Below are 23,466 nucleotides of genomic sequence, written 5' to 3'. Positions count from 1 at the left end.
CTGGGACCTCGGCTCGATACTTCTCTCATCGAACTAGGGAGAAGACCAACGATGAGCGGTCGATATGTAAACAGATCGGGTGTGCCGGTCTCAGACGCGGAAGCGCTGGGACCTGATGGAAGACTTAAAGACGGCTACGGCGTCAGCCGGTCGATGTTAGCGATGGATAGTAAGCCCGCCTCCACCGGCGAGAGCGTTTCGATCCAAGACGCAATTGGAAACATCCCACGCGAGTATTCCGCGCGATATGCGCGGGTGATGTCGGATCTGGCTTCCGGCGATACGTTCCTGATCCGTCAGGCTCTGGCTGATGGGGCGAGCGTTGCGAGCCAACTCAAGCGCTCCAACGATCCGAACAACATCAAGGCCGCTGATTACCTTGAGGGCACGTGCGATCTCGCCCGCCTCAAGATTGGCGATAGCGCCTCTGATCCTCAGTCCGCTTACGACGCAATGCGGGCCAACCTTTCCGACGCATGGAGACACTAATCATGGTCAACGTTTTTGATCGCATCGCCGCGATGCTCGACAAGCCGGAGGGATCTAGCGCGATCGCATCTCTGATTGATGATGCAAAAGGCGAGCGGGATAGGCAGGAAACAGCGGCTGCTAGGCTCGACAACATCGCTCTTAATCCGCGCACATCAATCCGCGATGTGGAGAAGGCTCGAAAGGATCGCGAGGAAGCGCTGTTTCAGGTCAAACGGCTCGAAGCCTCGATCACGGAGCTTCAAGCGCTTCATGCTCAGGCTGTGGAAGCCGAGAAGGCTGACGCTGACCGCGCTTTCTATGAAGAGGTTCGGGCAGAGCGTGACGCGCTGGCGAAGGATCTCGCCAAGTATCCGGAGCTTGCCGGCCAGATCGCTGATATCCTCTCCCGGCTGGATGCCAACGCCGCGAAGGTCCGCGAGGCCAACGCTGTGAGGCCGGAGGGTGCGGAGTGGCTGGCGAGCGCTGAGGATCTGGCCTGCGGAGCGCCGAACTCGCCCCAAAGCGGCTCGCGGCTCGCTCTGGCCGTGAAACTCCCAGCCTTCAAGCGCAACGGTCCTTCGATCTGGCCGGAGCCTCAAGAGCGCGTTGTCTATACGCTGCCGAAGGTAGGCTAATCAGCTACGGGCGCGGGGCCGGTTTCCCTTCTGCGCTCGATCTGGCCGCTTAGGGCTCTGCATGGCTCTAAGCGGCCTATTCACGTCAGGCCTTCGCGCTGACCATCTTCGAGATCGCAGCCGGGGAATAGCGCTTCCCGGTGCTGGTCAGGAAACCGGCCTTCGCCAACTCGCTCGATACCTCCTGCAAGGTCCGCTGGCGCTTGTTGACCGGATAGCGATGGAGCTTCTTCGCGAGAGCGACCATGGCCGGATTGATCTCGCTATAGCTCTTCCGGCCTTCGACCTTCGTCCCTGTGGCCCGTTTCCGCTCCCGCGCCACGCGGAGCTTGCTGACGAGCCGCGCCTTCTCCAACTGCGCGAAGGCTCCGGCAATCTGACGCATAGCGACCTTAAAGGGATCATCCGTATTCGTGAGGTCATCCCCGGTTGAGGTCAGGACGCGCACCCCGCGCTCAATCAATGCGAGGATGCCGAGTTCCTGAGTGACGAGATCGCGAGCGAAGCGCGAAGGATCCTCCACGATGACCACCCGGACGCCATTGCCCTCGATCTTATCGAGCAGGGCCGCGAAGCCTGGACGGCTCTCTATGGGGTCAGCCCCGGAGACACCCGGATCATAGAATTCGGCTTCGATCCTGAAGCCGTCCCGGCTGGCGAAGTCCTGGATGGCGGCTCGCTGGCGTTTGTCGCTGTCCTTATCGGCTCCAACGTTGGCTGTTGATGAGGTGCGGAGATAGGCGACAGCCTGGGTCAAAGCCTTACGGGGCATGATGTTGAGCATCCCTTTCGTTTCTCATTCTCCGGAAAGCGCAAAGGTGTGGGCAATCGAAACCCGCACCCAACCGAAGTGACAGATTATAACGTGAGACTTAGGTTGTAAGGCAAGCGATATTCAACCTGAAGATGAAGAAGGGTTGTCTAATGCCGAAGCTCGATACCAAGGTTGCCAAGCTCAAGGAGGACTATTCGCAGGCTGATGCGCTCTTCGCGAGCGAGGTCCGGGATCACGTCAGGCGAGCCGTTGAAGGTCGCGAGGTCGATGGAGACGCGCCTCCGGATGTGAAGCGAGTGGCCGCCGCCCTCCTGGCGATCCAAGCTCAATTCGCGAGGATGCTCCTCTCGGATCAGTCGCCCGCGAAGATGCAGGCCGCTGACGCCGGGGTGCTGGAGGCGCTTTCGCTGGTCGATGCCCTCCTTGATGGACGAAATCACCCAATCTGGAAGTTCCTGCGCGGCTCTACGAAAGGCCGAGCGGCGGGAAACCCCGCACCGGATGCTAACACGGAGATGGCCACGGCCTGGGCCTCCGGCGCGGTCCGGGCGATCAAGGAGCGCGAGCAGGTCAGCGAGACGGAAGCCTGCCGCATCTTCCACCAGAACCTGTCGGACGCTCCGGCTGTGGCGGATCTCAAGCGGAGCGTCGAGACGATCCGGTGCCGTGTCCGGAGGTTCGATCTCGAAGCCGCGAGCCACCTCAAGGAAGCGGCGGAACAGTGGCGGGTGGAGTGTCTGGCCGAAGGGCGCGACGGTCGCGGGATAGTCTCACTGACGGAAGCCGAGATCTGCGCCAACAACCGCATTCCCCGGCTGAGCGACATTACCCGCCGACGCCCCATCAACTACCCGCTTACGACCGCCGAATACATCGAGGACCTGCGCAGGAGGGTCGAGGAATGAAAAGCCAAGTTCTATCGCAGCGGAAATAGCCGTGTGATGCGACCACCTGGTATTGAGGACGCTGCTTGGCTATGCCAGCATCGACAAGGCAAAGGGGGAATATATGGAAGGTCTCACTACAAATTTTACGAAGACTTGCATAGAGCGGGCCTCGATTGGCGTAGCGGGTCTTTTGCTCATGGTCGCGCCAGCCACTGCTCAGTCGCGTCCCGCAGACTTCATCTCTGTGACGGTGGGCCAGATTACCCCAGCGGCGGTCGAAAGCTTCGCACGCATATTGTTCGAGGTGACGAACAAAAGTCCCGTAACTTATAGCGGGGTAATGTTTATGTGTTCAGCCTATGACGCTGACAAGAAGCTGATTGGCTCCAGCGTCGCAGCCGTGAACAATTTGGGCCCAGGAGCTACCCCAGGTCGAGGGATGATTAATGTGAAACCCCGCTCTGGGCGGGATGTCTCGTCTGCGAGCTGCCGCGTCGAGCAGGTCATGCCTTAATAACCTATTGCGGTGCGCTCTGCTTTCTTTATCGACGGCGCATCACCTGACAGCGGTAGAACGGTCAGACCTCGTTCGCACGTTTGACCCGCAGCGGAGCCTTACTCAAGCAAGCAATAATTTGGAGGAACAATTTGTCGACGGAGTTGGTGAAGAATGAAATCTCGCGTTTTCTAGCATCGAAGACGCCCGAAGTACTATGCATTAAAGGGAAGTGGGGTGTTGGCAAGACATTCAGCTGGAGGCGCTACCTTCAAGAAGCTAGTCAAAGAACCGCAGGTATAGGGTTGGAAAGGTACGCCTATGTTTCCCTATTTGGCGTCAACTCTCTTGACGAGGTTAAGTACGCGATTTTTGAAGGCACGGTAAAAAAGGACCAAGTCCATCAGAAGGCCAGCCTTGATACCTTAAAATCGACAGTCGAGTCAGCTGAAGGGTTCGGAAGAAAGTACGCATGGCTGGCCAACCTCATCCCGGGTGCGAAGAGCTATCTAAGTGGTGCAGCACCGGCCTTCTTCCTGACAGTTCGCAATCAAATCGTCTGTATCGACGATCTTGAGCGTAAGGGATCCAAGCTTGAGTCAGCCGATGTGCTTGGATTGACCTCGTTCCTTAAGGAAGAGAGGGGCTGCAAGGTTGTCCTCCTATTGAATGATGAGGCTCTCGCTAGTCCAGATAGGCAGAAGTTCGAAGCATATCTGGAGAAAGTGGTAGATGTGTCACTCACGTTCGCGCCAACGGCACAAGAGTGCGTATCGGTTGCGCTTCCTGACGCTGATACCGACAGCCAACTTATACGGGACCGGTGCTCCTCGCTTGGTATTCGGAACATTCGCGTGATTAAAAAGATCGAGCGTCTCGTTCGCACCATCAAGCCACTTCTTCAAGAAGATGCTGAAGTGTTTGATCGAGCTACATCTTCATTAGCACTGATTGGATGGTCCTACTATCAGCCCGATGAGGCGCCAACGCTGGATTATCTAATACACAAGAGACCGAAGAGTTTATTCGGGCTCAAGAAGAGCCAGGACACTCCAGAAAAAGAAACAGCCTGGAATGCATTGCTTGATGCGTATGGCTATATGTCGACCGACGAGTTTGACCTTGTGCTTATTGATGGCGTGCGGAATGGCTACTTCGATCCTGAGAAGGTCGAGCTGCATGCTAAAGAGATCCGCGAGAAGATCTTGGCAGCGAGGGCTGAGGGTTCATTCGAAGAGGCTTGGCGCAAATATCACGATTCATTTGATAACAATCAAGATGAAGTGCTGGATGGGATCTATTCTTCCTTTATGAAGAACTACAATCACATCTCACCGCTGAACCTGAACGGCACAGTTAGCCTTTTCAGAGAGCTTGGACGGGACGCTCAGGCGTCCGAGATGATAAAGTTTTATGTCGCGAACCGAGATGAGAGCCGTAAGTTCTTCGACCTTGAAGAATATGCCTTTGGGAGTGACATCACTGACCCCGAGATCGTAGACGCCTTCAACGCGAAACTCGCTACCATATCGGAAGAGCGTGACCTGCCGGCACTGCTTTTGCGCCTTAAGGATGGTTGGGACGGTGATGCGCTCGCCGCGTTAGCAACGATGCCCGTGGACGAGTATTACCGCATCTTGAAAGAAAGTTCCGGGCAGAACCTGAGAAGGATCATAGCAGGAGCATTGCAGTTTGAAGGAGTTGTGAATGCCTCGCCCGCAATGAAAGAGATCTCTAAACGGACGAAAGAAGCTCTCACGAGAATCGGCGAAGAGTCCGATGTTAATGCTCGCCGAGTGACGAAGTTTGGAGTGCACGTCAAGAAGCCCGACTTGGAGATACAGTCAGAGGCTGCGCCCGAGGCTTCGGGCGCAGAATAACAGCTGCACCATCAATTGACTCCGCTCTTTGTCGATCCGCCGACAACTTTGGGAGCGCGTCATGGATCGTCTCGATGTGGATTCCGAAGGAGAAGTCGGTCTTCATATCGAAGATAAAGAGCCCGGCCATCTAGCCGGGCTTTACCATGTATGCCGACAGCGCGTGTCAGCTGTCGGCGTCTTCGGCTTTCTGCTCCGCTGCAGCCCGTCTTTGCGCCTTGCGGACGAATAATTCGAGATGGTCCTTCAAATCCTCTACGCTCGCTAGCGATAGGCCCTCGGGAAAACTGATCACCACATCGCCCTCATCCAACGTGATGATCTCTTTCCGCATTCCTATAGCTGCTTCTAGCGCAGGCTCGCTTCGGTGCCCCCCATAGACCTCTGGCCCTGCATAGGTGAGGTGGGAGGAGTGCATACGTGTTTGCTCTACCGGGGACGACTGTATGATGGGCGGCGGCATGGTGGGCGGCTCCAGATCGTCGTCAGCAGCGCCATTATACTCTCCACCCTCTGCCTCAACAAGCTCCTTGGTTTCGCGATAAGAGCGAACAGCCCGATCTGCAGCCTCGGGAAGAAACTTACGCTTAGTGATTAAAAATGAACGCAGCGCCGCATCGCTTGCCTTGCCTGGGAAGTTCGAACTGAGCTCGTTGAAGAGTTCTGGCTCCGAGGCAGCAGCACGTAGGGCCTCAGCACGTTCTGCATCGCCTGGTGGGTGCTCAAAAATGACAACGGCTCGCTCGCTGATCCACATTTGATCCGCCCGCCCCTCAAGCAAACCGTATTTGCTCACTGCTGAGATCACGCCAAGAGACTTACCATTCAATGAATTGTAGCCCATGTGCTTGGCTACAAGTTCCTTTGGGATCCGATTTCGGTGGTCCGCCTCATACACGTGCCGCGCTCTATCCAGTGCCTCACGTAACCCGATAATGGGATAGCGAGGGCTTCTCATCAACGTCACTGCCGTTTTCCCCTCGGTCATTGCCATATTCCCTTCCGCTATTCGCTGCAATCATATAGCCAAGGCGCGAAGAGTTGTCAACATATTGAGTGCGTATAGCGATTAAGTTGATCGCGATTAGCGCGAATAGAGTTGACAGGTCTTGTGAGATATGAGAGCTATGCCATTGTCGCAGAGACGCCGAATTGGAGGTTCTTGTGCTTGTATTTGATCAGCCCCCGCGCCCGGCCACCGGCGTCTAGGGGGAGACTAAAGAAAAAGGCCGGTCCTGTGGGGACAGGAAACCGGCCTTTGTGGTGACCACGCAATCGGGCGGGTAGCCCGACGCATAGCGCCTAGACACCGCTATTGTCGCATCTTGCCCGCCCATTCGCAACCCTTCTCTAGGAAAGGGTACGCGCGATGGTATGGGTCAACGCCTATACGCGCATCCGCTTCGGCCGCCTGGAATACGTCAGCTCGCATTGGCGATCGCTGCCGTAGGCTAGTCGCCTAGGCCCCGGTCGGCGGCTTGCGCCTGCGGCCGCGCTGACCGGCTCACCGCTTCTCCAACCTCCGGCCCGCTGGGGTGAAAAACCCCAGCGGATGGCCGTCTCCTACATTCGTGAGTGCCGTAATGTTAATACAAATAATAAGATGGTTGTCGGACCTGCGTATTCTGCTCGTCCTACTTCTCCCGCCAGTTGTGATTGTCCTGGTCATCGGTGCGGTTTTCGCCTGCTTTGAGCGGGATCTTCGGATAAGCGGCATGTGTCTGCAGTTTGTAGGCTTCCTAATTGTCGCGGCAGGATTGGACAGCATTCGGAGACAATTCCGGAAGCCAGGGCCATGGGATAACTTCCTGAGATGGTTGGATCGCCGACCACGACGAAGAGTAAACACAACTCTGACGGCCACCAGCTTGAGTGGGATGGGCGCAGTCGTTGGGGCAGCTAAGGTAAGAACTGGTCCTCCGCCAAACCAATCTCTGGAGGAAAGAGTTCACCGTCTAGAAGGCGAGTACCAATCACTGGGAGCGGAGCTTGATAGCTTAACTCAGACGACCGCAACAAAACTTGACGGCCTCTCGGAGAGGCTTGCCCAGGAAGTCGAGGCTCGGAAATCTGCGGATCTGGACAGAGATCTACGGCTCGAGGAAGCGGTCGCAAGTGGCGTCAATTTACAGCTGATTGGGGTGATACACTTCGTGTTGGGGGTATTTCTGGCGACCGCATCCCCTGAGATCTACATTATGTGGACACGTTCCGTTTGGGGAGTATCGCTGAATTCCTGCCCTGCGGATCTGGGCATCGTTCGGAGCTGGACGACAGCGTTTCTTTGACAGGTCCGCGAAAAAGACCCCTAAAAAGACCCCCTCATCGAACCTGCGAGGGTGAGGTGAGCTGGGCTCTAACCTCTAAGTCCTTGAAGTTGCTGGTGCTGCCAGAGAGGATCGAACTCTCGACCTCTCCCTTACCAAGGGAGTGCTCTACCACTGAGCTACGGCAGCGCGCCAACGAAGAGGGCCGCTTACTGCCACAGCCCAGCGTCATGCGCAAGCTTCGAAAACGATCTTTCTTCGCTTTATTCGGCAGCCTGCGCTTTTGGTTGGAGAGGAAGCTTGAGCGCGGTCCAGACCTCGACCAGGGCTGCGGCCAGGGCATCGATATGGGCATCCGTGTGAAGCGGGCCTGGCGTGATGCGCAGGCGTTCCGTGCCGCGGGGCACGGTGGGGTAGTTGATCGGCTGGATGTAGATCCCGTGCTTCTCCAGGAGGCGGTCCGAGGCCGCCTTGCAGGCCTCGGCGTCTCCGACCATGACCGGGACGATATGGGTGACGGTGTCCATGAGGGGGAGGCCCGCGCCTGTGAGCACCGCCTTCGTCCGCGCCACCTGGCGCTGATGCCGCTGCCGCTCGTCATTGGAGGCCTTGAGGTGGCGAATCGAGGCCATGGCTGCCGCGGCAACGGCCGGAGGCAGGGCGGTCGTGAAGATGAAGCCGGGCGCGAAGCTGCGAATCGCGTCCATCACGGCTCTTGAGCCGGTGAGATAACCGCCCATGACGCCGAAGGCCTTGGCGAGCGTGCCCTCGATCACGTCGATCCGGTGCATGACGCCGTCGCGTTCGGCGATGCCGCCGCCCCGGGGGCCGTACATGCCGACCGCATGGACCTCGTCGAGATAGGTCATGGCGTGGTAGCGCTTGGCGAGATCGCAGATGGCATGGATCGGCGCGATGTCCCCGTCCATGGAATACACGCTCTCGAACACGATCAGCTTCGGCCGGTCCCCGGCCGCCTTGAGCAGCTCCTCCAGGTGGGCGAGATCGTTATGGCGGAAGATCTGCTTGTCGCAGCCGGACTGGCGCACGCCCTCGATCATCGAGTTGTGGTTGAGCGCGTCCGACAGGATCAGGCAGTTCGGGATGAGCTTGGCCAGGGTGGAGATGCCGGTCTGGTTCGAGACGTAGCCCGAGGTGAAGACGAGGGCCGCCTCCTTGCCGTGCAGGTCCGCAAGCTCGGCCTCGAGCTCGACGATGGGGTGGTTGTTGCCCGAGATGTTGCGCGTGCCGCCGGCGCCGGTGCCCAGGCGCCAGGCCGTTTCGACCATGGCACGGGTCACGTCCCGGCTCTGGCCCATGCCCAGATAGTCGTTCGAGCACCATACGGTGATCTTGCGGGTGCCGTCCGGGCTGTGCCACAGGGCCTCCGGAAAGCGGCCCGCCAGGCGCTCGATGTCTGCAAAGACGCGGTAACGGCGTTCCGTCTGGAGACGCTCGAGGGCTTCCGTAAAGAAGGTTTGGTAATTCATCATCTCACCGGAGGGGCAACACAACACCCCGTGGGTTTATGCCCTATGATGCCAGAGGACATTGATCCCGGTCAAAGTTCGCAGGATCGATATTCTGGTTGAGGGGCGGATGCGAAGCCATTATCTGATCATGGCGACGATGGGTCGCGTGAAACATGTCCGACATGAAAGCGCAAGAGAAAGCCGAGCGCCTGAAGGCGGCTTTGAAAGAAAACCTGAAGCGGCGCAAGGCTCAGGCCCGGGGGAGGCAGGCGGTCAGGCCGGCTGAATCCTCGGCTGGAACCGAAGAGGGCAGCTTGAGCGTTACCGGCGAGCGCGACAAGCGGTCCGACTAGTCTGGACGGGCCGCTGGACGCATAGCTCTGGCAATCATTACTGAAGGGGATCCAGATGGACCGCATTCGCATCCGGGGCGGCGCGCCTCTCAACGGCCTGATTCCGATCTCGGGCGCCAAGAACGCGGCTCTGCCTCTCATGATCGCGAGCCTCCTCACCGAGGAGACGCTCGAACTCGGCAACGTGCCGAGGCTCGCCGATATTTCCTCCCTCCTGCGGATCATGAGCAATTTCGGCGTGGACCACTCCATCGCCGGCCGCCGTCCCGGCCAGAGCACGGAAACCGGCCAGACGATCCGCCTCACGTCGAAATCCATCATCGACACCTGCGCGCCCTATGAGCTCGTCTCGACCATGCGGGCGAGCTTCTGGGTCATCGCCCCGCTCCTGGCCCGCTTCGGCCACGCCAAGGTGTCCATGCCGGGCGGCTGCGCCATCGGCACCCGTCCGGTCGACCTCCTGATCATGGCCCTGGCCAAGCTCGGCGCCGCCATCGAGATCGATGCCGGCTATGTGGTCGCCACGGCTCCCAAGGGACTGAAGGGCGCCGAGATCGACTTCCCCAAGGTCACGGTCGGCGGAACCCACGTGGCCCTGATGGCCGCGACCCTGGCCGACGGCACGACCGTCATCCGCAACGCCGCCCGCGAGCCGGAGGTGGTGGATCTGGCCGAGTGCCTCGTCAAGATGGGCGCCAAGATCCAGGGCGTCGGCACGTCCGAGATCGTGGTCGAGGGTGTCGCCCGCCTGGGCGGCGCGAACCACGACGTGCTGCCGGACCGGATCGAGACCGGAACCTACGCCATGGCGGTCGCCATGACCGGCGGCGACGTGGTGCTCGAGAACACCCGGCCGGAACTCCTGCAATTCGCTCTCGACGTACTGGGCCAGTCGGGCGCGGAGGTCTCTCCGACCCACAGCGGCATCCGGGTCCGCCGGAACGGCAACGGCATCCAGGCCGTCGACGTCACGACCGATCCCTTCCCGGGCTTCCCCACCGACCTCCAGGCCCAGTTCATGGCCCTCATGACCCGGGCCTCGGGAACGTCGCGCATCCGCGAGACGATCTTCGAGAACCGCTTCATGCACGTGCAGGAGCTGGCCCGTCTCGGAGCCCAGATCCGCCTCGATGGCGACTGCGCCTATGTGGACGGCGTGTCGAGCCTCAAGGGGGCGCCCGTCATGGCGACGGACCTGCGCGCGTCCGTGTCGCTGGTGATCGCGGGCCTCGTGGCCGATGGCGACACCACCATCAACCGGGTCTATCACCTGGATCGCGGCTTCGAGGCCCTCGAGGCGAAGCTGGCCCGGTGCGGCGCCGAGATCGAGCGTCTCCGGGGCTGACGACGCCGCAAAGCGCGCTCCGGCCGTGGAAAGCGGCGGCTTGAGCGCGTCTTTCCCGGATCCGGGGCCTCCTGGACGGCATCTTTGTCCGCCGAATCGGGTTTGGACCGGGCCGGGTGGTTGCGCCGGGGCAGGGGGCTCTCTACCTAGCTGTCAAAGCTCAACAACAGGTTGGCAGCCCCATGGACCTTCTGAGACTCGTCGCCCTCGATCCAGAGGATCTCGCCGTCATCTCCGCTCACCTGCAGGATGCCCTGCTGCGCGTCGACGACATGGTTTATCTCCCCAAGGAGCGCCGCTTCGCGCTCCAGGTCCGCCGGTTCGACTGGGAGGCGGTCTCGAGCACGCCCCAGCGCCGGCTGACCTGCATGCATTTCGAGCACGTGACCGGCGTGCGCGTCCGCGGCATCGACCAGACCAAGAAGGATGCCGTTCTTAACCTTCTTGCCATTTCCTTCGAGGGACGCGATGCCCCATCCGGCACGGCGACCTTGATCTTCGCCGACGGCGGAGCCATCCAGGTCGACCTGGAGTGCATCGAAATGCAAATGAAAGATCTCGGCCCGGTCTGGGCCGCCGAAAGCCGCCCCTCGCACGACGAACAGCCGGCGGAGCGCCTCTGATGGCGCAAAGGCTCGATGCGCGGGATCCCTCCTTCCCGCAGGCCTTCGCCGCACTTCTGTCTGCGAAGCGTGAGGTGTCCGAGGACGTGGACCAGGCCGTCCGCGCCATCATCGAGGACGTGGTCGCCCGGGGCGACGAGGCCCTGATCGACTATACGCGCCGCTTCGATGCGCTGGATCTGACGGCCGAAAGCCTGCGGGTTTCCGATGCGGAAATCGCCGCGGCCGAGAGGCAGTGCCCGAAGGAGACGCTCGACGCTCTCGCCCTCGCGAAGGACCGCATCGAGGTCTACCACCGCGCGCAGCGCCCTCAGGATTCCATGACGACCGACTCCGTCGGCGTGACGCTGGGGTGGCGCTGGACCGCCCTGGAATCGGTGGGCCTCTACGTGCCCGGCGGGCGGGCGAGCTATCCGTCTTCCGTTCTGATGAATGCGGTGCCGGCCAAGGTCGCGGGCGTTCCCCGCATCTCCATGGTGGTGCCGACCCCGCGCGGCGAGACCAATCCCCTCGTCCTCGCGGCGGCCCGGCTCGCGGGCGTGGACGAGATCTTCCGCATCGGCGGCGCGCAGGCGGTGGCCGCGCTCGCCTACGGCACCGCCTCCGTCCAGCCGGTGGCGAAGATCGTCGGGCCCGGCAACGCCTATGTGGCGGCTGCCAAGCGGCGCGTCTTCGGCCAGGTGGGCATCGACATGATCGCGGGCCCCTCGGAGGTGCTCGTTCTCGCGGACCGCCACGGCAACCCGGACTGGATCGCCGCCGACCTCCTGGCGCAGGCGGAGCACGATCCTGTCGCCCAGTCGATCCTGATCACCGACAGCGCCGAGCTGGCTCAGGCGGTGGAGGAGGCTGTCCGGCGCCAGCTCCAGACCCTGCCGAAGGCGGAGATCGCCGGGGCGAGCTGGCGCGACTACGGAGCCATCATCCTGGTTGAGAGTCTGGCGGACGCCATCCCCCTGGTCGACCGGCTGGCCCCGGAGCATCTCGAAATCGAGACCGACAACGCGGAGGAACTCGCGGCCAGGGTCCGCAATGCCGGCTCGATCTTCCTCGGCAGCCACACGCCGGAGGCCATCGGCGACTATGTCGGCGGCCCGAACCATGTCCTTCCGACGGCCCGCTCGGCCCGTTTCTCCTCCGGACTCGGCGTGCTTGACTTCATGAAGCGAACCTCGATCCTGAAATGCGATGCAGGCGCCTTGCGGGTGCTGGGTCCTGCGGCCATCGCCCTCGGCCGGTCCGAGGGGCTGGAAGCTCATGCGCGGTCGGTGGCGATCCGCCTGAATCTGTGACGGGATCGGACAACGGGATGACGAGCGAAGCGAAGGAGCGATGCCGACTGGTCGCTGTCACGCTCGACGAGGCATCCATCGGCCGGGGCAATCCGGATCAGGAGCATGAGCGGGCCATCGCCATCTACGACATCGTCGAGGCGAACCACTTCGCGGTGCCGGGCTACGATGGCGGTCCTTATCTGCTCCATATCGCCCTGGTGGAGAAGAAGCTCTGTTTCGATATCCGGGGGCAGGACGGCGCTCCGGTCGTCATGCACCACCTGTCGCTGACGCCGTTCCGCAAGGCGATCCGGGACTACGAACTGATCTGCGACAGCTACTACAAGGCCATCCGCTCGGCCTCCCCGGCGCAGATCGAGGCCATCGACATGGGACGCCGGGGGCTCCACAACGAGGCTGCGGAGCTTCTGATGAAGCGTCTCGACGGCAAGGTGGAGCTCGATTTCGATACGGCGCGCCGCCTCTTCACCCTCATCTTCGCGCTGCACTGGAAGGGATGACGGGTGGAGGAGCCCCGCGCCAAGAAAATCCAGTCGGTCCTGTTCGTCTGCGCCATGAACGCAATCCGTTCTCCGATGGCCGAGGCGATCGCGCGGCACTATTTCGGCAAGTCGATCTACGTGCAGTCCGCCGGTGTCCGGAGGGGCGAGACCAACGGCTTCATGCACGCGGCGCTGGACGAGATCGGCATCGACGGCTCCAAGCACAAGCCGCGCACGCTTCAGGAGCTGGAAGAGTGGGAGGGGCTCAATTTCGATCTCATCATCTCGCTCTCGCCCGAGGCGCATCACGCCGCCATCGAGCTGACGCGCACGATCGCCGCCGAGGTGGAATACTGGCCGACGCCCGATCCGAGCCTGACGCAAGGGTCGCGCGAGCAGGTTCTGGACGCCTACCGCAACGTCCGCGACGGACTGGTCTATCGTATCCGCCTGCGTCTCAAACGCGGGTCAGAAGCCAAGGGCGCGGATGAGGGACAGGGTCCCTAGACCCACGAAGAGAGCCGCCAGGTCGAACCGGGTGAAGATCATGGTGAGGACCGTGACCGTGAGGGCGATCATGGCGGGAAGACCGTTGTCGAGCACGACGGGAAGGATCGTTGCCATGATGATGGAGCCCGGAAGCGCGCGCAGGCCCCGCTCCATCCGGGGCGTGATGCGGACCCGGCTCATGACGACCACGCCCGCGATGCGGCAGAAAAAGGTCACGGCGGCCATGGCGGCGATGGCCAGCGCGGCTCCCCAGGGGCCCGCGGCGATGGCTTCGAACGACGTCATTCGATCAGCATCCCGGCGATGACTCCGGCCAGGGCTCCGGCGGCGATGAAGAGATAGCCGGGCACCAGGGCATGGACGGCCAGGGAGACGAGACCGGCGACCAGCCAGGGCAGGGCGGGCTTGGCGCCCTTCCACAGGGGCACGAGCATGATGCCGAAGAAGATCGGCATGACGAGATCGAGACCGAAGCGCCTCGGCTCCGGCACGAGGGCGCCGGCAAAGTAGCCCGCCAGCGTCGCCAGCAGCCAGACGACGTAGAGGATGGCCGCACAGCCCAGGAGGAAGCCCACGTCGCGCCCGCCCTCGTTGTAGTAGCGGGTGCTGATGAGCCAGCCCGCCTCCGTGAGAAGGAAGAGGTTGAGCGCGGCGCGCGGCTTCGGCTCGTATCTCAGCCAGGGCTGGAGCGTTGCGCCCAGCAGGATCATGCGGGAATTCACGATGGCCGTGACGGTCACGATCGTCAGGATCGTGGCAGGCGACCAGACCTGCTGCCAGATCTCCAGCGCCACCATCTGGGATGCGCCGGCATAGACGAGGCCGGTCAGGCCCATCGCCTCGCCGAAGCTCAGCCCCTTCTGGGCCGCGGCGGTGCCGAAGGCGAGGGCAAACATGATGAAGCCGGGGAAGGCCGGCACCGCGCTGCGGGCGCCGTGGCGGAGTCCGGCAAGGGAAAAGAAGGGGCGGGACGTGGACATGAGCCTGCGCTCTGTGCCTTTCGCCGCCCCCGCCGTCAACCGCGTTCGGCGCGGGTCTGCCGTTCCCTTAGGTCTTGGCCGCGCCCCGGCCCGCATTGCGGGCCAGGAAGTAGCCGGCCACCACCACGAACAGCGCTCCGACCGCGGCGGCCCCGTAGAGGACGACGCCGGCAGGCTTGACGTTGAGCGGCGGGTGACCCGGATCGGGCAGGACGAACTGGGAGTAGTTGTCCGACAGCCAGCCGAGCACGATCGGATCGGTCACGATCATTTCCGCGGCGATGTATCCGAGCAGGGCGGCGCCGGCCCAGACGATGAACGGGAAGCGCGTGATCAGCTTGGTGATCAGGGTGGCGCCCACCATGATCAGCGGAATCGACAGCAGAAGACCGAAGACGAAGAGTTCCGGGTGTCCGCGGGAGGCGGCCGCGATGGCGACCACGTTGTCCAGGCTCATCACCGCATCGGCGATGGCGATGGTGCGAACCGCCTTCCAGAGGCTGGTGCTGGCCTCGATGTTGCCGTGCGAATCCGCGTCCTCGCCCTGGATGAGCTTGAGCGCGATCCAGAACAGGAGGAGACCGCCGACGATGCGCAGGAAGGGGACGCCGAGGAGCTCGGAGATGAGAAAGGCGAAGACGATGCGCAGACCGACCGCCGTCAGGGCGCCGAGGGTGATGCCGAGCTTGCGCTGATGCGCCGGCAGCGAGCGGCACGCCATGGCGATGACGACCGCGTTGTCGCCCGACAGAAGGATGTCGATCCAGATGACCTGAAGCAGGGAGACGAGAAAGGAGGTTGAAAGGATATAGTCCATGGCGGCCCTGGAGGGTTTCAGGTCGGGAAGGGAATTGGGCTTAAGTATAGATATGTGACTCGGATTCAACCGAAAAACGCAGCATCCTGCGCTGAAAATCAGTTACGTCCAAGGCCTCGGGCACGGTTTATACGGCTAAAGATTGCGCGTTTCCCCGGCCGAACGCACGAAATCGTTCTCGGGTCGCTTGATCAAGGGCGAGGCCTTGGGCACAACACGGGACGAATAAGCTCTGGTCGCAACCAATGCGCCCGGTCGGGAGGCCGTCCATGTCCATTTCTCACGAACGCCCTGAAGCGCCGGGGCGCCAAGGGCCGGTTCGCGCGCCGCAAAGCCTCGCAGGGGGCATCTTTCTTCTCGCCCTTGCGGCTCTCGCGCTCTGGCTCGGGCGCGACCTGTCCCAAGGCACCTTGAGCTCCATGGGCCCCGGCATGCTGCCGGACTGGCTCGCCATCGGGGTCGGCCTGTGCGGCCTCGCCCTCGTGTTCTTCGCCTTCACCAGGGACGGCGAGGCCCTCGAGGGCTGGAGCCTGCGCGGTCCGGCTCTCGTCATCATCGCCATCCTGGCCTTTGCGGTGACCATCAGGCCCTTCTCGTTCGGCCCGCTGTCGATCCCCGGCCTCGGCCTCATCGTGGCGGGGCCGCTCGCCATCATCATCGGCGGCTTCGCCAGTCCGGACTCGCGTCTGAGGGAGCTCGTGATCCTGTCCCTCAGCCTGACGCCTTTCTGCATGATCCTGTTCGGCGACCTGCTCAACCTGCCGATTCCGGTCTTCCCCCAGGCACTGACCGGCCTTTTCCCCGCCGAGTGGTCCCAGAAGGACGTCCTGAGGGCAACGGCGGCGATCATGGCCGCCGCCGCCGTCGTCGTCTATTTCGCCGGCCGCCGGCGCGGAAGGACCACGGAGATCGAAGTGCCCGACCATAGCGGGAGGATCTGATGGGCGACCTGTTCTCCAATCTGAGCCTCGGCTTCGGGATTGCCCTGACGTTCCAGAATCTGGGACTGGCCTTCCTGGGCTGCCTCGTGGGCACGCTCATCGGCGTCCTGCCCGGCGTCGGCCCCATCGCCACGATCGCGATGCTCCTGCCGATCACCTTCGGGCTCGATCCCACCGGCGCGCTCATCATGCTGGCCGGCATCTACTACGGCGCCCAGTACGGCGGATCGACCACCGCGATCCTCGTCAACATTCCCGGCGAGGCCACCTCGGTGGTGACGGCCCTCGACGGGCACCAGATGGCCCGCCAGGGCCGGGCGGGCGTGGCGCTGGGCATCGCGGCCATCGGTTCCTTCTTCGCCGGCACCGTGGCGACCGTGGTCATCGCCGCCCTGGGGGCGCCGCTGACCCGTCTCGCCCTGGTGTTCGGCCCGACCGAATATTTCTCGCTCATGGTCATGGGCCTCGTCTTCGCGGTGGTTCTCGCCCGCGGATCGATCCTGAAGGCGGTGGCGATGATCCTGGTGGGCATCCTGCTCTCCACGGTCGGAACGGATCTCGAGACCGGCGAGGAGCGCCTGACCTTCGGCCTGCCCTTCCTCATGGACGGCATCGACTTCGCCGTTCTGGCCATGGGCATCTTCGGCATCGCCGAGATCCTGCGCAATCTGGACCATACGGAGACCCGGGACGTGGTGCGCCAGACCATTGGGCGCCTTCTGCCGAACAAGGATGACTTCAGGCAATCCTACAAGCCCGTGCTGCGCGGAACCTTCATCGGCGCGGCGCTCGGCATCCTGCCCGGCAACGGCGCGGTGCTCGGGCCCTTCGCGGCCTATACCCTCGAGAAGAAGCTCGCCAAGGATCCGCGCCGGTTCGGCCAGGGCGCCATCGAGGGCGTGGCGGGGCCGGAATCGGCGAACAATGCCGGCGCGCAGACCTCCTTCATCCCGCTGCTCACCCTCGGCATTCCGCCGAATGCCGTGATGGCCCTCATGGTCGGCGCCATGACGATCCACGGCATCGTGCCGGGTCCGCAGGTGATGACCCGCAACCCCGACCTGTTCTGGGGCATGATCGCCTCCATGTGGGTCGGCAACCTGATGCTGCTCATCATCAACCTGCCCATGATCGGCATGTGGGTGCGCCTCCTGAAGGTGCCCTACCACCTGCTGTTCCCGGCGATCCTGATGTTCTGCTGCATCGGCATCTATTCCATCAACTCGCTGCCCACGGACGTGATGTTCATCGGGCTGTTCGGCCTCGTCGGCTACATGCTCATCAAGTTCGGGTTCGAGCCGGCGCCGATGCTGCTCGGCTTCGTGCTCGGCAAGCTGATGGAAGAAAACCTGAGGCGCGCGCTCATCATCTCGCGCGGGTCGCTCGAAACCTTCATCGAGCGTCCGATCAGTGCCGGCCTTCTCGTGGTCGCGCTGATTCTTCTGGTCCTGGCGCTCCTGCCCTCCATCCGGAAGGGGAGGGACGAAGTCTTCACCGAGTAGCTTGCCTTCGGCGGCGCCTTGTCCAAATGTAACGAGAGAACTTTTTCCAGGGAGGAAATTGAATGAAGAAAATCGCACTGGCTCTGACCGCCGTTCTGGGCCTCGCCGCCTCCGGCGCCCAGGCGCAGAACTATCCGACGCGCCCGATCACCATGATCGTGCCGTTCGCGGCGGGCGGACCGACGGACGTGGTCGCCCGTATCGTGACGGATCATATGTCGCGCACGCTCGGTCAACAGATCGTGATCGAGAACGTGGCGGGCGCCGGCGGCACGACGGGCATCACCCGGGCGGCCCAGTCCCAGCCCGACGGCTACACCATCATGATGGGCCACATGGGCACCCACGGTGCGGCTCCGGCCCTCTATCCGAACCTGCGCTACGACCCGACGAAGGATTTCGCGCCGATCGGCCTCGCCGCCGGCACGCCGATCCTCATCGTCGCCCGCAAGGACTTCCCGGCCAAGGACCTCAAGGGCTTCCTGGATCACATGAAGGCCAACGGCGACAAGGTGAACATGGCCCATGCGGGCGTGGGCTCCGTGTCCCACTCCACGGGCATCCTGTTCAACTCCATCATCGGCGCGAAGCCGACCATGGTCGCCTATCGCGGCACGGGTCCGGCCCTGAACGACCTCATGGCCAACACGGTCGACTACATGACCGACCAGATCGTCAACGTGGCGCCGCAGATCCAGGGCGGCAACATCAAGGCCTACGCCATCGCCACGCCTGAGCGCTCCCCCGCTCTGCCGGACGTGCCGACCACCAAGGAGGCCGGACTCGGCGACTATCAGGTGAGCGCCTGGAACGCGGTGTTCGCGCCCAAGGGCACCCCGCCCGACGTGGTCGCGAAGCTCAACGACGCCCTCGTGAAGGCTCTGAGCGACGAGAACACCAGGAAGCGCCTCCAGGACCTCGGCGGCGTCATTCCTGCGCCGGAGGAGCGTACGCCGGAATCCCTGCAGAAGCTCGTCGAGAGCGAGGTGGCTCGCTGGACCCCGGTCCTCCAGGCCGCCGGCGCCAAGGCGGAGTAACTTTCCCATCTGTCGACGAAAACGGCGGGCCCAAAGCCCGCCGTTCTCTTTTGCGTCACTGCGACGTCAAAGAAGTCTTGAAATTAGCCGCCGACCCGATTACACCCAGCCCCGAGTGCAGCCGTAGCTCAGTTGGTTAGAGCACCAGATTGTGGATCTGGGGGTCCCCCGTTCGAGCCGGGGCGGCTGTACCATTCAAATCAAGCACTTAACCCTCGCAGGTTCGAGGCCTCCCGGTAAGTTCGGTTGGGAGGCGAGGCAGCTGAAATACGCTTTGGTGCCTCCTAGCGATTACCGCTTCTAATAATTTTGGAAGTTACCTTGCTTCCCAGCAGTGTATGTGCCCCGCCATTCGGCTCACACGCGTTAAGGGCTTTTAGTCTGCTGCATTGTCAATGAGCAGCCAATCTTACCGTTGGCTCCTGAGAGCCTCGAACGATGGGCATTCTAGGAATTATCACGCTGTAAGAACGCTATTCCCCTTCCGGTAGACCACAGTTCCAGTATATATTCTTGCAACTAAAATGCGCTGAAAAGCTGTGAAAGCTGGCCTCAGAAAAGTGTCCTCGTCATGAGATTTGCTGCGATTTTCGTGGGGCTTCTATCGCTGATTGCTAGCGCAGCAAGTGCCCAGGAGCTGACCGAGGCTCAGAAGCGCAGAATCCATCTGCCTTACATTCGCGCTGCTACTGATTGTTTTGCTCGGACGATTTCAGCCAACACGGCAGCACTCGATATGGCAAGGGAGGGGAAGTGGTATGATGCCCTTGCTGCGGCTGGAAACCTCTGCGAGGCGGCCGTACACAAGATGATCAGCGCCCATGACCAGATTTATGGGGTAGGCACCGGATCCGTCTTCTTTAAGGGGCCGTACTTGGATGATCTACCGCGAGCAGTAGGGACACGTCTCAAAGACGCCTTGGCTCGGCGCACGGCAGAGTTGGCGCAGGCTCAAGCTCTCGGCAGACAACAGATCGATGAGGCCAGCCGCACGAGAGACCTGCTTCGGGATAGGATGTATGCCTGCACCAAAAAAGAACTTGAGGGACTCGTTGCATCTTCCGAGACGGCCGAGATCTTGGCCACAGCAGCCATGACTATCTGCAATCGCGAAGTCCAAGCCGCCCTCGATGCCGCAATGGCATTGGTTCGTCTCGAAGGTGGAAACGGCACAGGCCTTAGGGAGGAGTTGCGAGGCGTCATTCAAAGAAATGTCGTCACAAGCGCGGTTCAGGTGCGGGCAGCCTCGCGCGCCTCGGCCCCTGCTGCGTCACCCGCGTCCCAGGATCGAGCTGCGCGCCTCGGTGGTATAGCGACACCTGAAGAGTGTCTCAGAACTGCCAGCTCGATCCGAGAGGGCAAGTTGGTGGACCAAGAGAAGCTGATCTCACTGATGCTCGATGTCTGCCGTCCAGAAATCGAGAATGCAGCGCGGGCGAAGTTCCTGGAGGACCCTGCCCAAGAGTTGGCAAGTCTCCGCGCCAAAGCACTTGAGAATGCCGTCCAAGCTGCCAAGGAGATCATCAACGCTCAATAGTCGTTGAGATGATTGGTGCCGCTCCGCGTCCTTCCACCGAACTCCACTAGATAAGCCTTCATACGGTGTGATGGACGTCCGCGGCCGATGGCGCCCGGCGAGGGGTGAAGCGGCATTTCTGCCGCTTCGGCCGCTTATTGCGCGGCCACTTGGGAGGCCGGGGCGAGGAGCGCCTGGAGGGTTTCGGCATGGAGGGCGCCGGTGACGGTCAGGCCGGTTTCGCGCTGGTACTTTTCGATGGCCTCGCGGGTGCCGGGGCCGACGACCCCATCCGCTTCGAGCGGACCGTATCCCAACTCGGTCAGGGCCTTCTGCGCCGCGACGATGTCACGAGGCGCGGGTCTCGGAGTCACCGCGAGCAGGGCCGCGGGCATCGCCGCCTGAGGGCGGCTCCGAGCCTCCTCCGACGCTTTCAGCTGGGCTTGCGCTTCGGTCAGCTCCTGCTGGATCTTCTTGTGGTTCTCGGAGAGACGGGTGAGCTCCTCGCGTGTCGAGGAAAGCTGCTCTCGCAGCTGGGTCAGCTCCGCCGTCGACGCGGCTTGAGCCTTCTGATGCTCCGATCGCGCTTGCACTTGTTGATCCTGGAAAGATGCAAGCTGACCGCGCAGCTGCCGCTCCGTTTCCGAGGATGCCTGACTAGTATGAGCAAACATCCCCCAGCCTCCGATTGCAGCCAAGGCTAGGGTGGAGACGAGAACGCGGTTGAGGTTTGATGCCTTTCGCGCGTGCGTCTGAGTCATAAGCAACTCCTTCAGCTTCGAGAGATAATGGCTGAGGTTTGGCCCTCGAGGGCCAAGGTGACCAAAAAGATGGTCAAAGCGTGACCCAGCGGAAACGGGTTGTGGTGTCGTGCCTGTTCGCGGGCCGTACTTTTCGACAGGCGCTGCGGCTCGAAGCCTTGCGGTGACAGGGGGCGGGGACTACCAGTGGCGGCGTGAACGCTTTTTCCTATCGAGGGGTGTGAGGAGGCAGGGCGTGAAGAAGGCATCCGAGTATCGGCAGCACGCAGAGGAATGTCGCATCCTCGCCAGGCAGGTTCCCGAGGGACCGCAGCGCGAACAGCTCCTGGAGATGGCGAGAACCTGGGAGGCTCTTGCCGAGGACCGGGAGAAGCTGGTCGAAAGGCACCCCGACCTGGGCATTCCCGGAGGCCCGACGGAGGCGAAAGAGACCTGAACCGGCCCATCTGGGCCCGGATACGCCAGGTCCCAGAACTCTCCGGAGCCTGTACCCGCCCACGCGAGCCGGTCGTTCAAGATATCGTGCGGCGGCCTCGGCTTGCGTTTCGCTCCATTGTGTCTTTCCCTAGCGGGACGGTGGAGGCACGCATGATGAACTTGCTGCGAATCGCTTGCTCGGTGGCCGTCCTCATGGGCTGGGGGATGGCCCAGCCCGCCGCGGCAGCCGAGCCGGAGGGGTGCCCGGGCCTCATCGCCTCGAAAGAAAGCCTCTTCTCTCTTGCGGCCCTGAGGGAGGACGAGGTCGGCCTCACCTTCCTGGGACATGCGACCTTCCTCATCGAGACGCCGAAGGGCGTACGGATCGCAACCGATTACAGCGACGGCACCAGGCCTGCGAGCGCGCCCGACGTGGCGACGATGAACAAGGCCCATTCCACCCATTTCAGCCACCGTCCCGATCCTGCCATCAAGCACGTTCTGAGAGGCTGGAACCCACAAGGCGGTCCAGCCCGGCACGATCTGACGGTGGAGGATGTGCGGATCCGGAACGTCTCGACCAACATCCGCAGCTATGGCCGGGAAACTGAGTACGGCGGGAACTCGATCTTCGTGTTCGAGACCACCCAATTGTGCATCGCCCATCTGGGGCACCTGCATCACACCTTGAGCCCTGAACACCTGCAGAAGCTCGGGCGCATCGATGTTCTTCTGGTGCCGGTGGATGGAGGCTACACGCTCGAAACGTTCGACATGATGGAAGTCCTGCGGGCGATCAACGCGCCGCTCATGATCCCGATGCACTTCTTCGGGTCTTCCACGCTCAACCGCTTCCTGGCTTCGGCGCGGGAGCATTTCGCGGTCGAGTTCAGCGACAGGCCCGCGATCACGCTGTCGCGCGCGAGCTTGCCGAACAGTCCCAAGGTGCTCGTACTGCCCGGGCATTGAGCGCGGCAGGCACGAACGGCCGGGGTTGTTTCGGCTCTCCGCGCATCCGAGGCGCGAAGAGCCTGCATGGATATCGAGGCCCTGATACCGGCGCGGCGGGCCGTCCGCTCAGGCTGCCTTGTCGGCGATCTTCGGATGGTGCTGCTTCGCCTTCTCGCCGACGGCCTCATGGATGCGGCGGAACGTGGCGAGTTCCTGCTCCATGGTCTCCAGGAGGGGGGCGAAAGCCTCTCCGTGCTCCCTCACGATGTCGGCCAGGACCCCCAAGGCCTTCTCGAGACGCTCCTCGGTGATGGGTTCGCGCGTCCGTCCCTGCCAGTCTTCCATCTCACGGTACTCCTTACTAAGACGGGTGACTGTGATCCCAAGATCCTTGCAGATGCCTTAAAGCGGGGTTCTTTCGGTCGTGCGGGGCCGGCTCCCTCCTGTTCTCCCATGGTCCTCGCGCCGACGCGCCTTAGCTACCGTTCCTCGGAACATGAGACGGAAGCGACGATCGATGACTGATTCCCCTCGCCGCAGGATCGGCCTGCCGTGGTACAGCCGCGAGGACTACCCTCGTATCCGCGCCATGATGAGCGACCCGCACAATCTGGCGCCGTCCTACGACCAATGGTTCATGGCAGCCCAGAACAACGAGCGCGTGGCTCAGGAGGCGGGGTTGGAGGTCGTGCGCGTGCCGATCACGCCGGAGGATTTCGCCGCCTGGTGCTCGGCGCGGGGTGTGGAGCCCGGCAGCAGCGCGCGGAGCCAACGCGCCCAGGAGGAGGTGGCTTCCCGGCCGTGATATCGTTCAGCGCGGTTTCTCGGGAGCCGGAATCGGAGAGGAACGGCGCGGCGGAGCCTCGGCGACCAGGCGGAAGCGCGTGGGAGGCGATGTCCAGTCGAAGGGAAGCTGGAGCGGGATGGCGCAGGGCGTGAAGAGGCTCTGTCCCTCTTCGTTCGTGACCTCGAACACGTAGCCCGGCCGCTCGAGACGGACGCATTCCTCCCACCGGTCGTAAGAAATCCAGTCGCTCATTCCACAATCTCTCC

General features: G+C 62.3%; 25 protein-coding genes and 2 tRNA genes. 17 read left to right on the top strand and 10 right to left on the bottom strand.

What is annotated here, in order from left to right:
• Positions 1 to 51 precede the first annotated feature (51 nt).
• Positions 52 to 489: a hypothetical protein gene (locus tag LGR44_RS10160; protein WP_226739979.1), complete on the top strand. Its 438-nt coding sequence runs from the start codon at positions 52 to 54 to the stop codon at positions 487 to 489.
• Between the two features lie 2 nt (positions 490 to 491).
• Entirely contained in the window at positions 492 to 1,106 is a 615-nt protein-coding gene (locus LGR44_RS10155) for a hypothetical protein (protein WP_226739976.1), read from the top strand.
• Between the two features lie 85 nt (positions 1,107 to 1,191).
• Here the strand turns inward: LGR44_RS10155 and LGR44_RS10150 are convergent, their stop codons facing one another.
• Entirely contained in the window at positions 1,192 to 1,890 is a 699-nt protein-coding gene (locus LGR44_RS10150) for a recombinase family protein (protein ID WP_226739974.1), read from the bottom strand.
• A 140-nt stretch (positions 1,891 to 2,030) separates the two neighbouring features.
• Between LGR44_RS10150 and LGR44_RS10145 the strand changes: the two genes are divergently transcribed.
• Entirely contained in the window at positions 2,031 to 2,786 is a 756-nt protein-coding gene (locus LGR44_RS10145) for a hypothetical protein (RefSeq protein ID WP_226739972.1), read from the top strand.
• A gap of 630 nt (positions 2,787 to 3,416) precedes the next feature.
• On the top strand, positions 3,417 to 5,144 hold the full coding sequence (locus tag LGR44_RS10140; protein ID WP_226739969.1) for a KAP family NTPase: 1,728 nt from the start codon (positions 3,417 to 3,419) through the stop codon (positions 5,142 to 5,144).
• A gap of 166 nt (positions 5,145 to 5,310) precedes the next feature.
• On the opposite strand, the gene LGR44_RS10135 is transcribed toward LGR44_RS10140, so the two are convergent.
• From LGR44_RS10135 to hemA, 3 genes are all read right to left on the bottom strand, one after another.
• Entirely contained in the window at positions 5,311 to 6,138 is an 828-nt protein-coding gene (locus LGR44_RS10135; protein WP_226739967.1) for a hypothetical protein, read from the bottom strand.
• A 1,387-nt stretch (positions 6,139 to 7,525) separates the two neighbouring features.
• Positions 7,526 to 7,600 (bottom strand) — tRNA-Thr (locus LGR44_RS10130).
• Between the two features lie 74 nt (positions 7,601 to 7,674).
• Positions 7,675 to 8,901: a 5-aminolevulinate synthase gene (hemA, locus tag LGR44_RS10125; RefSeq protein WP_226739965.1), complete on the bottom strand. Its 1,227-nt coding sequence runs from the start codon at positions 8,899 to 8,901 to the stop codon at positions 7,675 to 7,677.
• Between the two features lie 390 nt (positions 8,902 to 9,291).
• On the opposite strand from hemA, the gene murA reads away from it, so the two are divergent.
• The 5 genes from murA to LGR44_RS10100 all read left to right on the top strand — a co-directional run bounded on the left by murA (position 9,292) and on the right by LGR44_RS10100 (position 13,488).
• Positions 9,292 to 10,581, top strand: a complete 1,290-nt coding sequence (murA, locus tag LGR44_RS10120; RefSeq protein WP_226739963.1) for a UDP-N-acetylglucosamine 1-carboxyvinyltransferase — start codon at positions 9,292 to 9,294, stop codon at positions 10,579 to 10,581.
• 182 nt (positions 10,582 to 10,763) lie between these two features.
• Entirely contained in the window at positions 10,764 to 11,204 is a 441-nt protein-coding gene (locus LGR44_RS10115) for a DUF2948 family protein (protein WP_226739961.1), read from the top strand.
• On the top strand, positions 11,204 to 12,496 hold the full coding sequence (gene hisD / locus LGR44_RS10110) for a histidinol dehydrogenase (RefSeq protein ID WP_226739958.1): 1,293 nt from the start codon (positions 11,204 to 11,206) through the stop codon (positions 12,494 to 12,496). The genes LGR44_RS10115 and hisD overlap by 1 nt, the downstream gene beginning before the upstream one ends.
• A 17-nt stretch (positions 12,497 to 12,513) precedes the next feature.
• On the top strand, positions 12,514 to 12,999 hold the full coding sequence (locus LGR44_RS10105) for a UPF0262 family protein (protein WP_226739954.1): 486 nt from the start codon (positions 12,514 to 12,516) through the stop codon (positions 12,997 to 12,999).
• A gap of 3 nt (positions 13,000 to 13,002) precedes the next feature.
• A complete protein-coding gene (locus LGR44_RS10100) occupies positions 13,003 to 13,488 on the top strand; it encodes an arsenate-mycothiol transferase ArsC (RefSeq protein WP_319004839.1) in 486 nt (161 codons plus the stop codon).
• Here LGR44_RS10100 and LGR44_RS10095 read toward each other — a convergent pair.
• The 3 genes from LGR44_RS10095 to LGR44_RS10085 all read right to left on the bottom strand — a co-directional run bounded on the left by LGR44_RS10095 (position 13,450) and on the right by LGR44_RS10085 (position 15,288).
• Positions 13,450 to 13,776, bottom strand: a complete 327-nt coding sequence (locus LGR44_RS10095; RefSeq protein WP_226739952.1) for an AzlD family protein — start codon at positions 13,774 to 13,776, stop codon at positions 13,450 to 13,452. The two genes, LGR44_RS10100 and LGR44_RS10095, sit on opposite strands and share 39 nt — an antisense overlap.
• Entirely contained in the window at positions 13,773 to 14,471 is a 699-nt protein-coding gene (locus LGR44_RS10090) for an AzlC family ABC transporter permease (protein ID WP_226739950.1), read from the bottom strand. The genes LGR44_RS10095 and LGR44_RS10090 overlap by 4 nt, the downstream gene beginning before the upstream one ends.
• A gap of 67 nt (positions 14,472 to 14,538) precedes the next feature.
• On the bottom strand, positions 14,539 to 15,288 hold the full coding sequence (locus LGR44_RS10085) for a TerC family protein (protein ID WP_226739947.1): 750 nt from the start codon (positions 15,286 to 15,288) through the stop codon (positions 14,539 to 14,541).
• 269 nt (positions 15,289 to 15,557) lie between these two features.
• Here LGR44_RS10085 and LGR44_RS10080 point away from each other — a divergent pair, with 269 nt between their 5' ends.
• The 5 genes from LGR44_RS10080 to LGR44_RS10060 all read left to right on the top strand — a co-directional run bounded on the left by LGR44_RS10080 (position 15,558) and on the right by LGR44_RS10060 (position 20,305).
• Positions 15,558 to 16,229: a tripartite tricarboxylate transporter TctB family protein gene (locus LGR44_RS10080; RefSeq protein WP_226739945.1), complete on the top strand. Its 672-nt coding sequence runs from the start codon at positions 15,558 to 15,560 to the stop codon at positions 16,227 to 16,229.
• On the top strand, positions 16,229 to 17,731 hold the full coding sequence (locus LGR44_RS10075; RefSeq protein WP_226739943.1) for a tripartite tricarboxylate transporter permease: 1,503 nt from the start codon (positions 16,229 to 16,231) through the stop codon (positions 17,729 to 17,731). The genes LGR44_RS10080 and LGR44_RS10075 overlap by 1 nt, the downstream gene beginning before the upstream one ends.
• 62 nt (positions 17,732 to 17,793) lie before the next feature.
• On the top strand, positions 17,794 to 18,768 hold the full coding sequence (locus LGR44_RS10070) for a tripartite tricarboxylate transporter substrate binding protein BugD (protein ID WP_226739941.1): 975 nt from the start codon (positions 17,794 to 17,796) through the stop codon (positions 18,766 to 18,768).
• A gap of 117 nt (positions 18,769 to 18,885) precedes the next feature.
• Positions 18,886 to 18,962 (top strand) — tRNA-His (locus LGR44_RS10065).
• Positions 18,963 to 19,339: 377 nt separating this feature from the next.
• Positions 19,340 to 20,305: a hypothetical protein gene (locus LGR44_RS10060; protein WP_226739939.1), complete on the top strand. Its 966-nt coding sequence runs from the start codon at positions 19,340 to 19,342 to the stop codon at positions 20,303 to 20,305.
• A gap of 134 nt (positions 20,306 to 20,439) precedes the next feature.
• Here LGR44_RS10060 and LGR44_RS21950 read toward each other — a convergent pair whose 3' ends face one another.
• Complete coding sequence (locus LGR44_RS21950; protein WP_226739937.1) at positions 20,440 to 20,877, bottom strand: peptidoglycan-binding domain-containing protein; 438 nt, start codon at positions 20,875 to 20,877, stop codon at positions 20,440 to 20,442.
• A 403-nt stretch (positions 20,878 to 21,280) separates the two neighbouring features.
• Between LGR44_RS21950 and LGR44_RS10050 the strand changes: the two genes are divergently transcribed.
• Together LGR44_RS10050 and LGR44_RS10045 are read left to right on the top strand one after the other, a co-directional pair.
• Complete coding sequence (locus LGR44_RS10050) at positions 21,281 to 21,481, top strand: hypothetical protein (protein ID WP_226739935.1); 201 nt, start codon at positions 21,281 to 21,283, stop codon at positions 21,479 to 21,481.
• A 152-nt stretch (positions 21,482 to 21,633) separates the two neighbouring features.
• Positions 21,634 to 22,431, top strand: a complete 798-nt coding sequence (locus tag LGR44_RS10045) for an MBL fold metallo-hydrolase (protein WP_226739932.1) — start codon at positions 21,634 to 21,636, stop codon at positions 22,429 to 22,431.
• 108 nt (positions 22,432 to 22,539) lie between these two features.
• Here the strand turns inward: LGR44_RS10045 and LGR44_RS10040 are convergent, their stop codons facing one another.
• Positions 22,540 to 22,758 (bottom strand): hypothetical protein, encoded by a 219-nt coding sequence (locus tag LGR44_RS10040; protein ID WP_226739930.1) that lies wholly within the window; start codon positions 22,756 to 22,758, stop codon positions 22,540 to 22,542.
• A gap of 172 nt (positions 22,759 to 22,930) precedes the next feature.
• Between LGR44_RS10040 and LGR44_RS10035 the strand changes: the two genes are divergently transcribed.
• A complete protein-coding gene (locus LGR44_RS10035; RefSeq protein ID WP_226739927.1) occupies positions 22,931 to 23,218 on the top strand; it encodes a hypothetical protein in 288 nt (95 codons plus the stop codon).
• 6 nt (positions 23,219 to 23,224) lie between these two features.
• Here LGR44_RS10035 and LGR44_RS10030 read toward each other — a convergent pair whose 3' ends face one another.
• Positions 23,225 to 23,452, bottom strand: coding sequence for a hypothetical protein (locus LGR44_RS10030; RefSeq protein ID WP_226739925.1), 228 nt, complete (start codon positions 23,450 to 23,452; stop codon positions 23,225 to 23,227).
• Positions 23,453 to 23,466: the final 14 nt, after the last annotated feature.

The organism is Microvirga lenta (genome assembly GCF_020532555.1).
Lineage (GTDB): Bacteria > Pseudomonadota > Alphaproteobacteria > Rhizobiales > Beijerinckiaceae > Microvirga > Microvirga lenta.
Note: the sequence above shows the minus strand (reverse complement) of the source record. Positions and strands in the feature narration are given on the sequence as shown.

What these genes read in the sequence shown, in the direction of transcription:
- LGR44_RS10160 (WP_226739979.1), top strand. Translation starts at nt 52, where the DNA reads ATGAGCGGTCGATATGTAAACAGATCGGGTGTGCCGGTCTCAGACGCG.
- LGR44_RS10155 (WP_226739976.1), top strand. Translation starts at nt 492, where the DNA reads ATGGTCAACGTTTTTGATCGCATCGCCGCGATGCTCGACAAGCCGGAG.
- LGR44_RS10150 (WP_226739974.1), bottom strand. Translation starts at nt 1,890, where the DNA reads ATGCTCAACATCATGCCCCGTAAGGCTTTGACCCAGGCTGTCGCCTAT.
- LGR44_RS10145 (WP_226739972.1), top strand. Translation starts at nt 2,031, where the DNA reads ATGCCGAAGCTCGATACCAAGGTTGCCAAGCTCAAGGAGGACTATTCG.
- LGR44_RS10135 (WP_226739967.1), bottom strand. Translation starts at nt 6,138, where the DNA reads ATGGCAATGACCGAGGGGAAAACGGCAGTGACGTTGATGAGAAGCCCT.
- hemA (WP_226739965.1), bottom strand. Translation starts at nt 8,901, where the DNA reads ATGAATTACCAAACCTTCTTTACGGAAGCCCTCGAGCGTCTCCAGACG.
- murA (WP_226739963.1), top strand. Translation starts at nt 9,292, where the DNA reads ATGGACCGCATTCGCATCCGGGGCGGCGCGCCTCTCAACGGCCTGATT.
- LGR44_RS10115 (WP_226739961.1), top strand. Translation starts at nt 10,764, where the DNA reads ATGGACCTTCTGAGACTCGTCGCCCTCGATCCAGAGGATCTCGCCGTC.
- hisD (WP_226739958.1), top strand. Translation starts at nt 11,204, where the DNA reads ATGGCGCAAAGGCTCGATGCGCGGGATCCCTCCTTCCCGCAGGCCTTC.
- LGR44_RS10105 (WP_226739954.1), top strand. Translation starts at nt 12,514, where the DNA reads ATGACGAGCGAAGCGAAGGAGCGATGCCGACTGGTCGCTGTCACGCTC.
- LGR44_RS10095 (WP_226739952.1), bottom strand. Translation starts at nt 13,776, where the DNA reads ATGACGTCGTTCGAAGCCATCGCCGCGGGCCCCTGGGGAGCCGCGCTG.
- LGR44_RS10090 (WP_226739950.1), bottom strand. Translation starts at nt 14,471, where the DNA reads ATGTCCACGTCCCGCCCCTTCTTTTCCCTTGCCGGACTCCGCCACGGC.
- LGR44_RS10085 (WP_226739947.1), bottom strand. Translation starts at nt 15,288, where the DNA reads ATGGACTATATCCTTTCAACCTCCTTTCTCGTCTCCCTGCTTCAGGTC.
- LGR44_RS10080 (WP_226739945.1), top strand. Translation starts at nt 15,558, where the DNA reads ATGTCCATTTCTCACGAACGCCCTGAAGCGCCGGGGCGCCAAGGGCCG.
- LGR44_RS10075 (WP_226739943.1), top strand. Translation starts at nt 16,229, where the DNA reads ATGGGCGACCTGTTCTCCAATCTGAGCCTCGGCTTCGGGATTGCCCTG.
- LGR44_RS10070 (WP_226739941.1), top strand. Translation starts at nt 17,794, where the DNA reads ATGAAGAAAATCGCACTGGCTCTGACCGCCGTTCTGGGCCTCGCCGCC.
- LGR44_RS10060 (WP_226739939.1), top strand. Translation starts at nt 19,340, where the DNA reads ATGAGATTTGCTGCGATTTTCGTGGGGCTTCTATCGCTGATTGCTAGC.
- LGR44_RS10045 (WP_226739932.1), top strand. Translation starts at nt 21,634, where the DNA reads ATGATGAACTTGCTGCGAATCGCTTGCTCGGTGGCCGTCCTCATGGGC.
- LGR44_RS10040 (WP_226739930.1), bottom strand. Translation starts at nt 22,758, where the DNA reads ATGGAAGACTGGCAGGGACGGACGCGCGAACCCATCACCGAGGAGCGT.
- LGR44_RS10035 (WP_226739927.1), top strand. Translation starts at nt 22,931, where the DNA reads ATGACTGATTCCCCTCGCCGCAGGATCGGCCTGCCGTGGTACAGCCGC.
- LGR44_RS10030 (WP_226739925.1), bottom strand. Translation starts at nt 23,452, where the DNA reads ATGAGCGACTGGATTTCTTACGACCGGTGGGAGGAATGCGTCCGTCTC.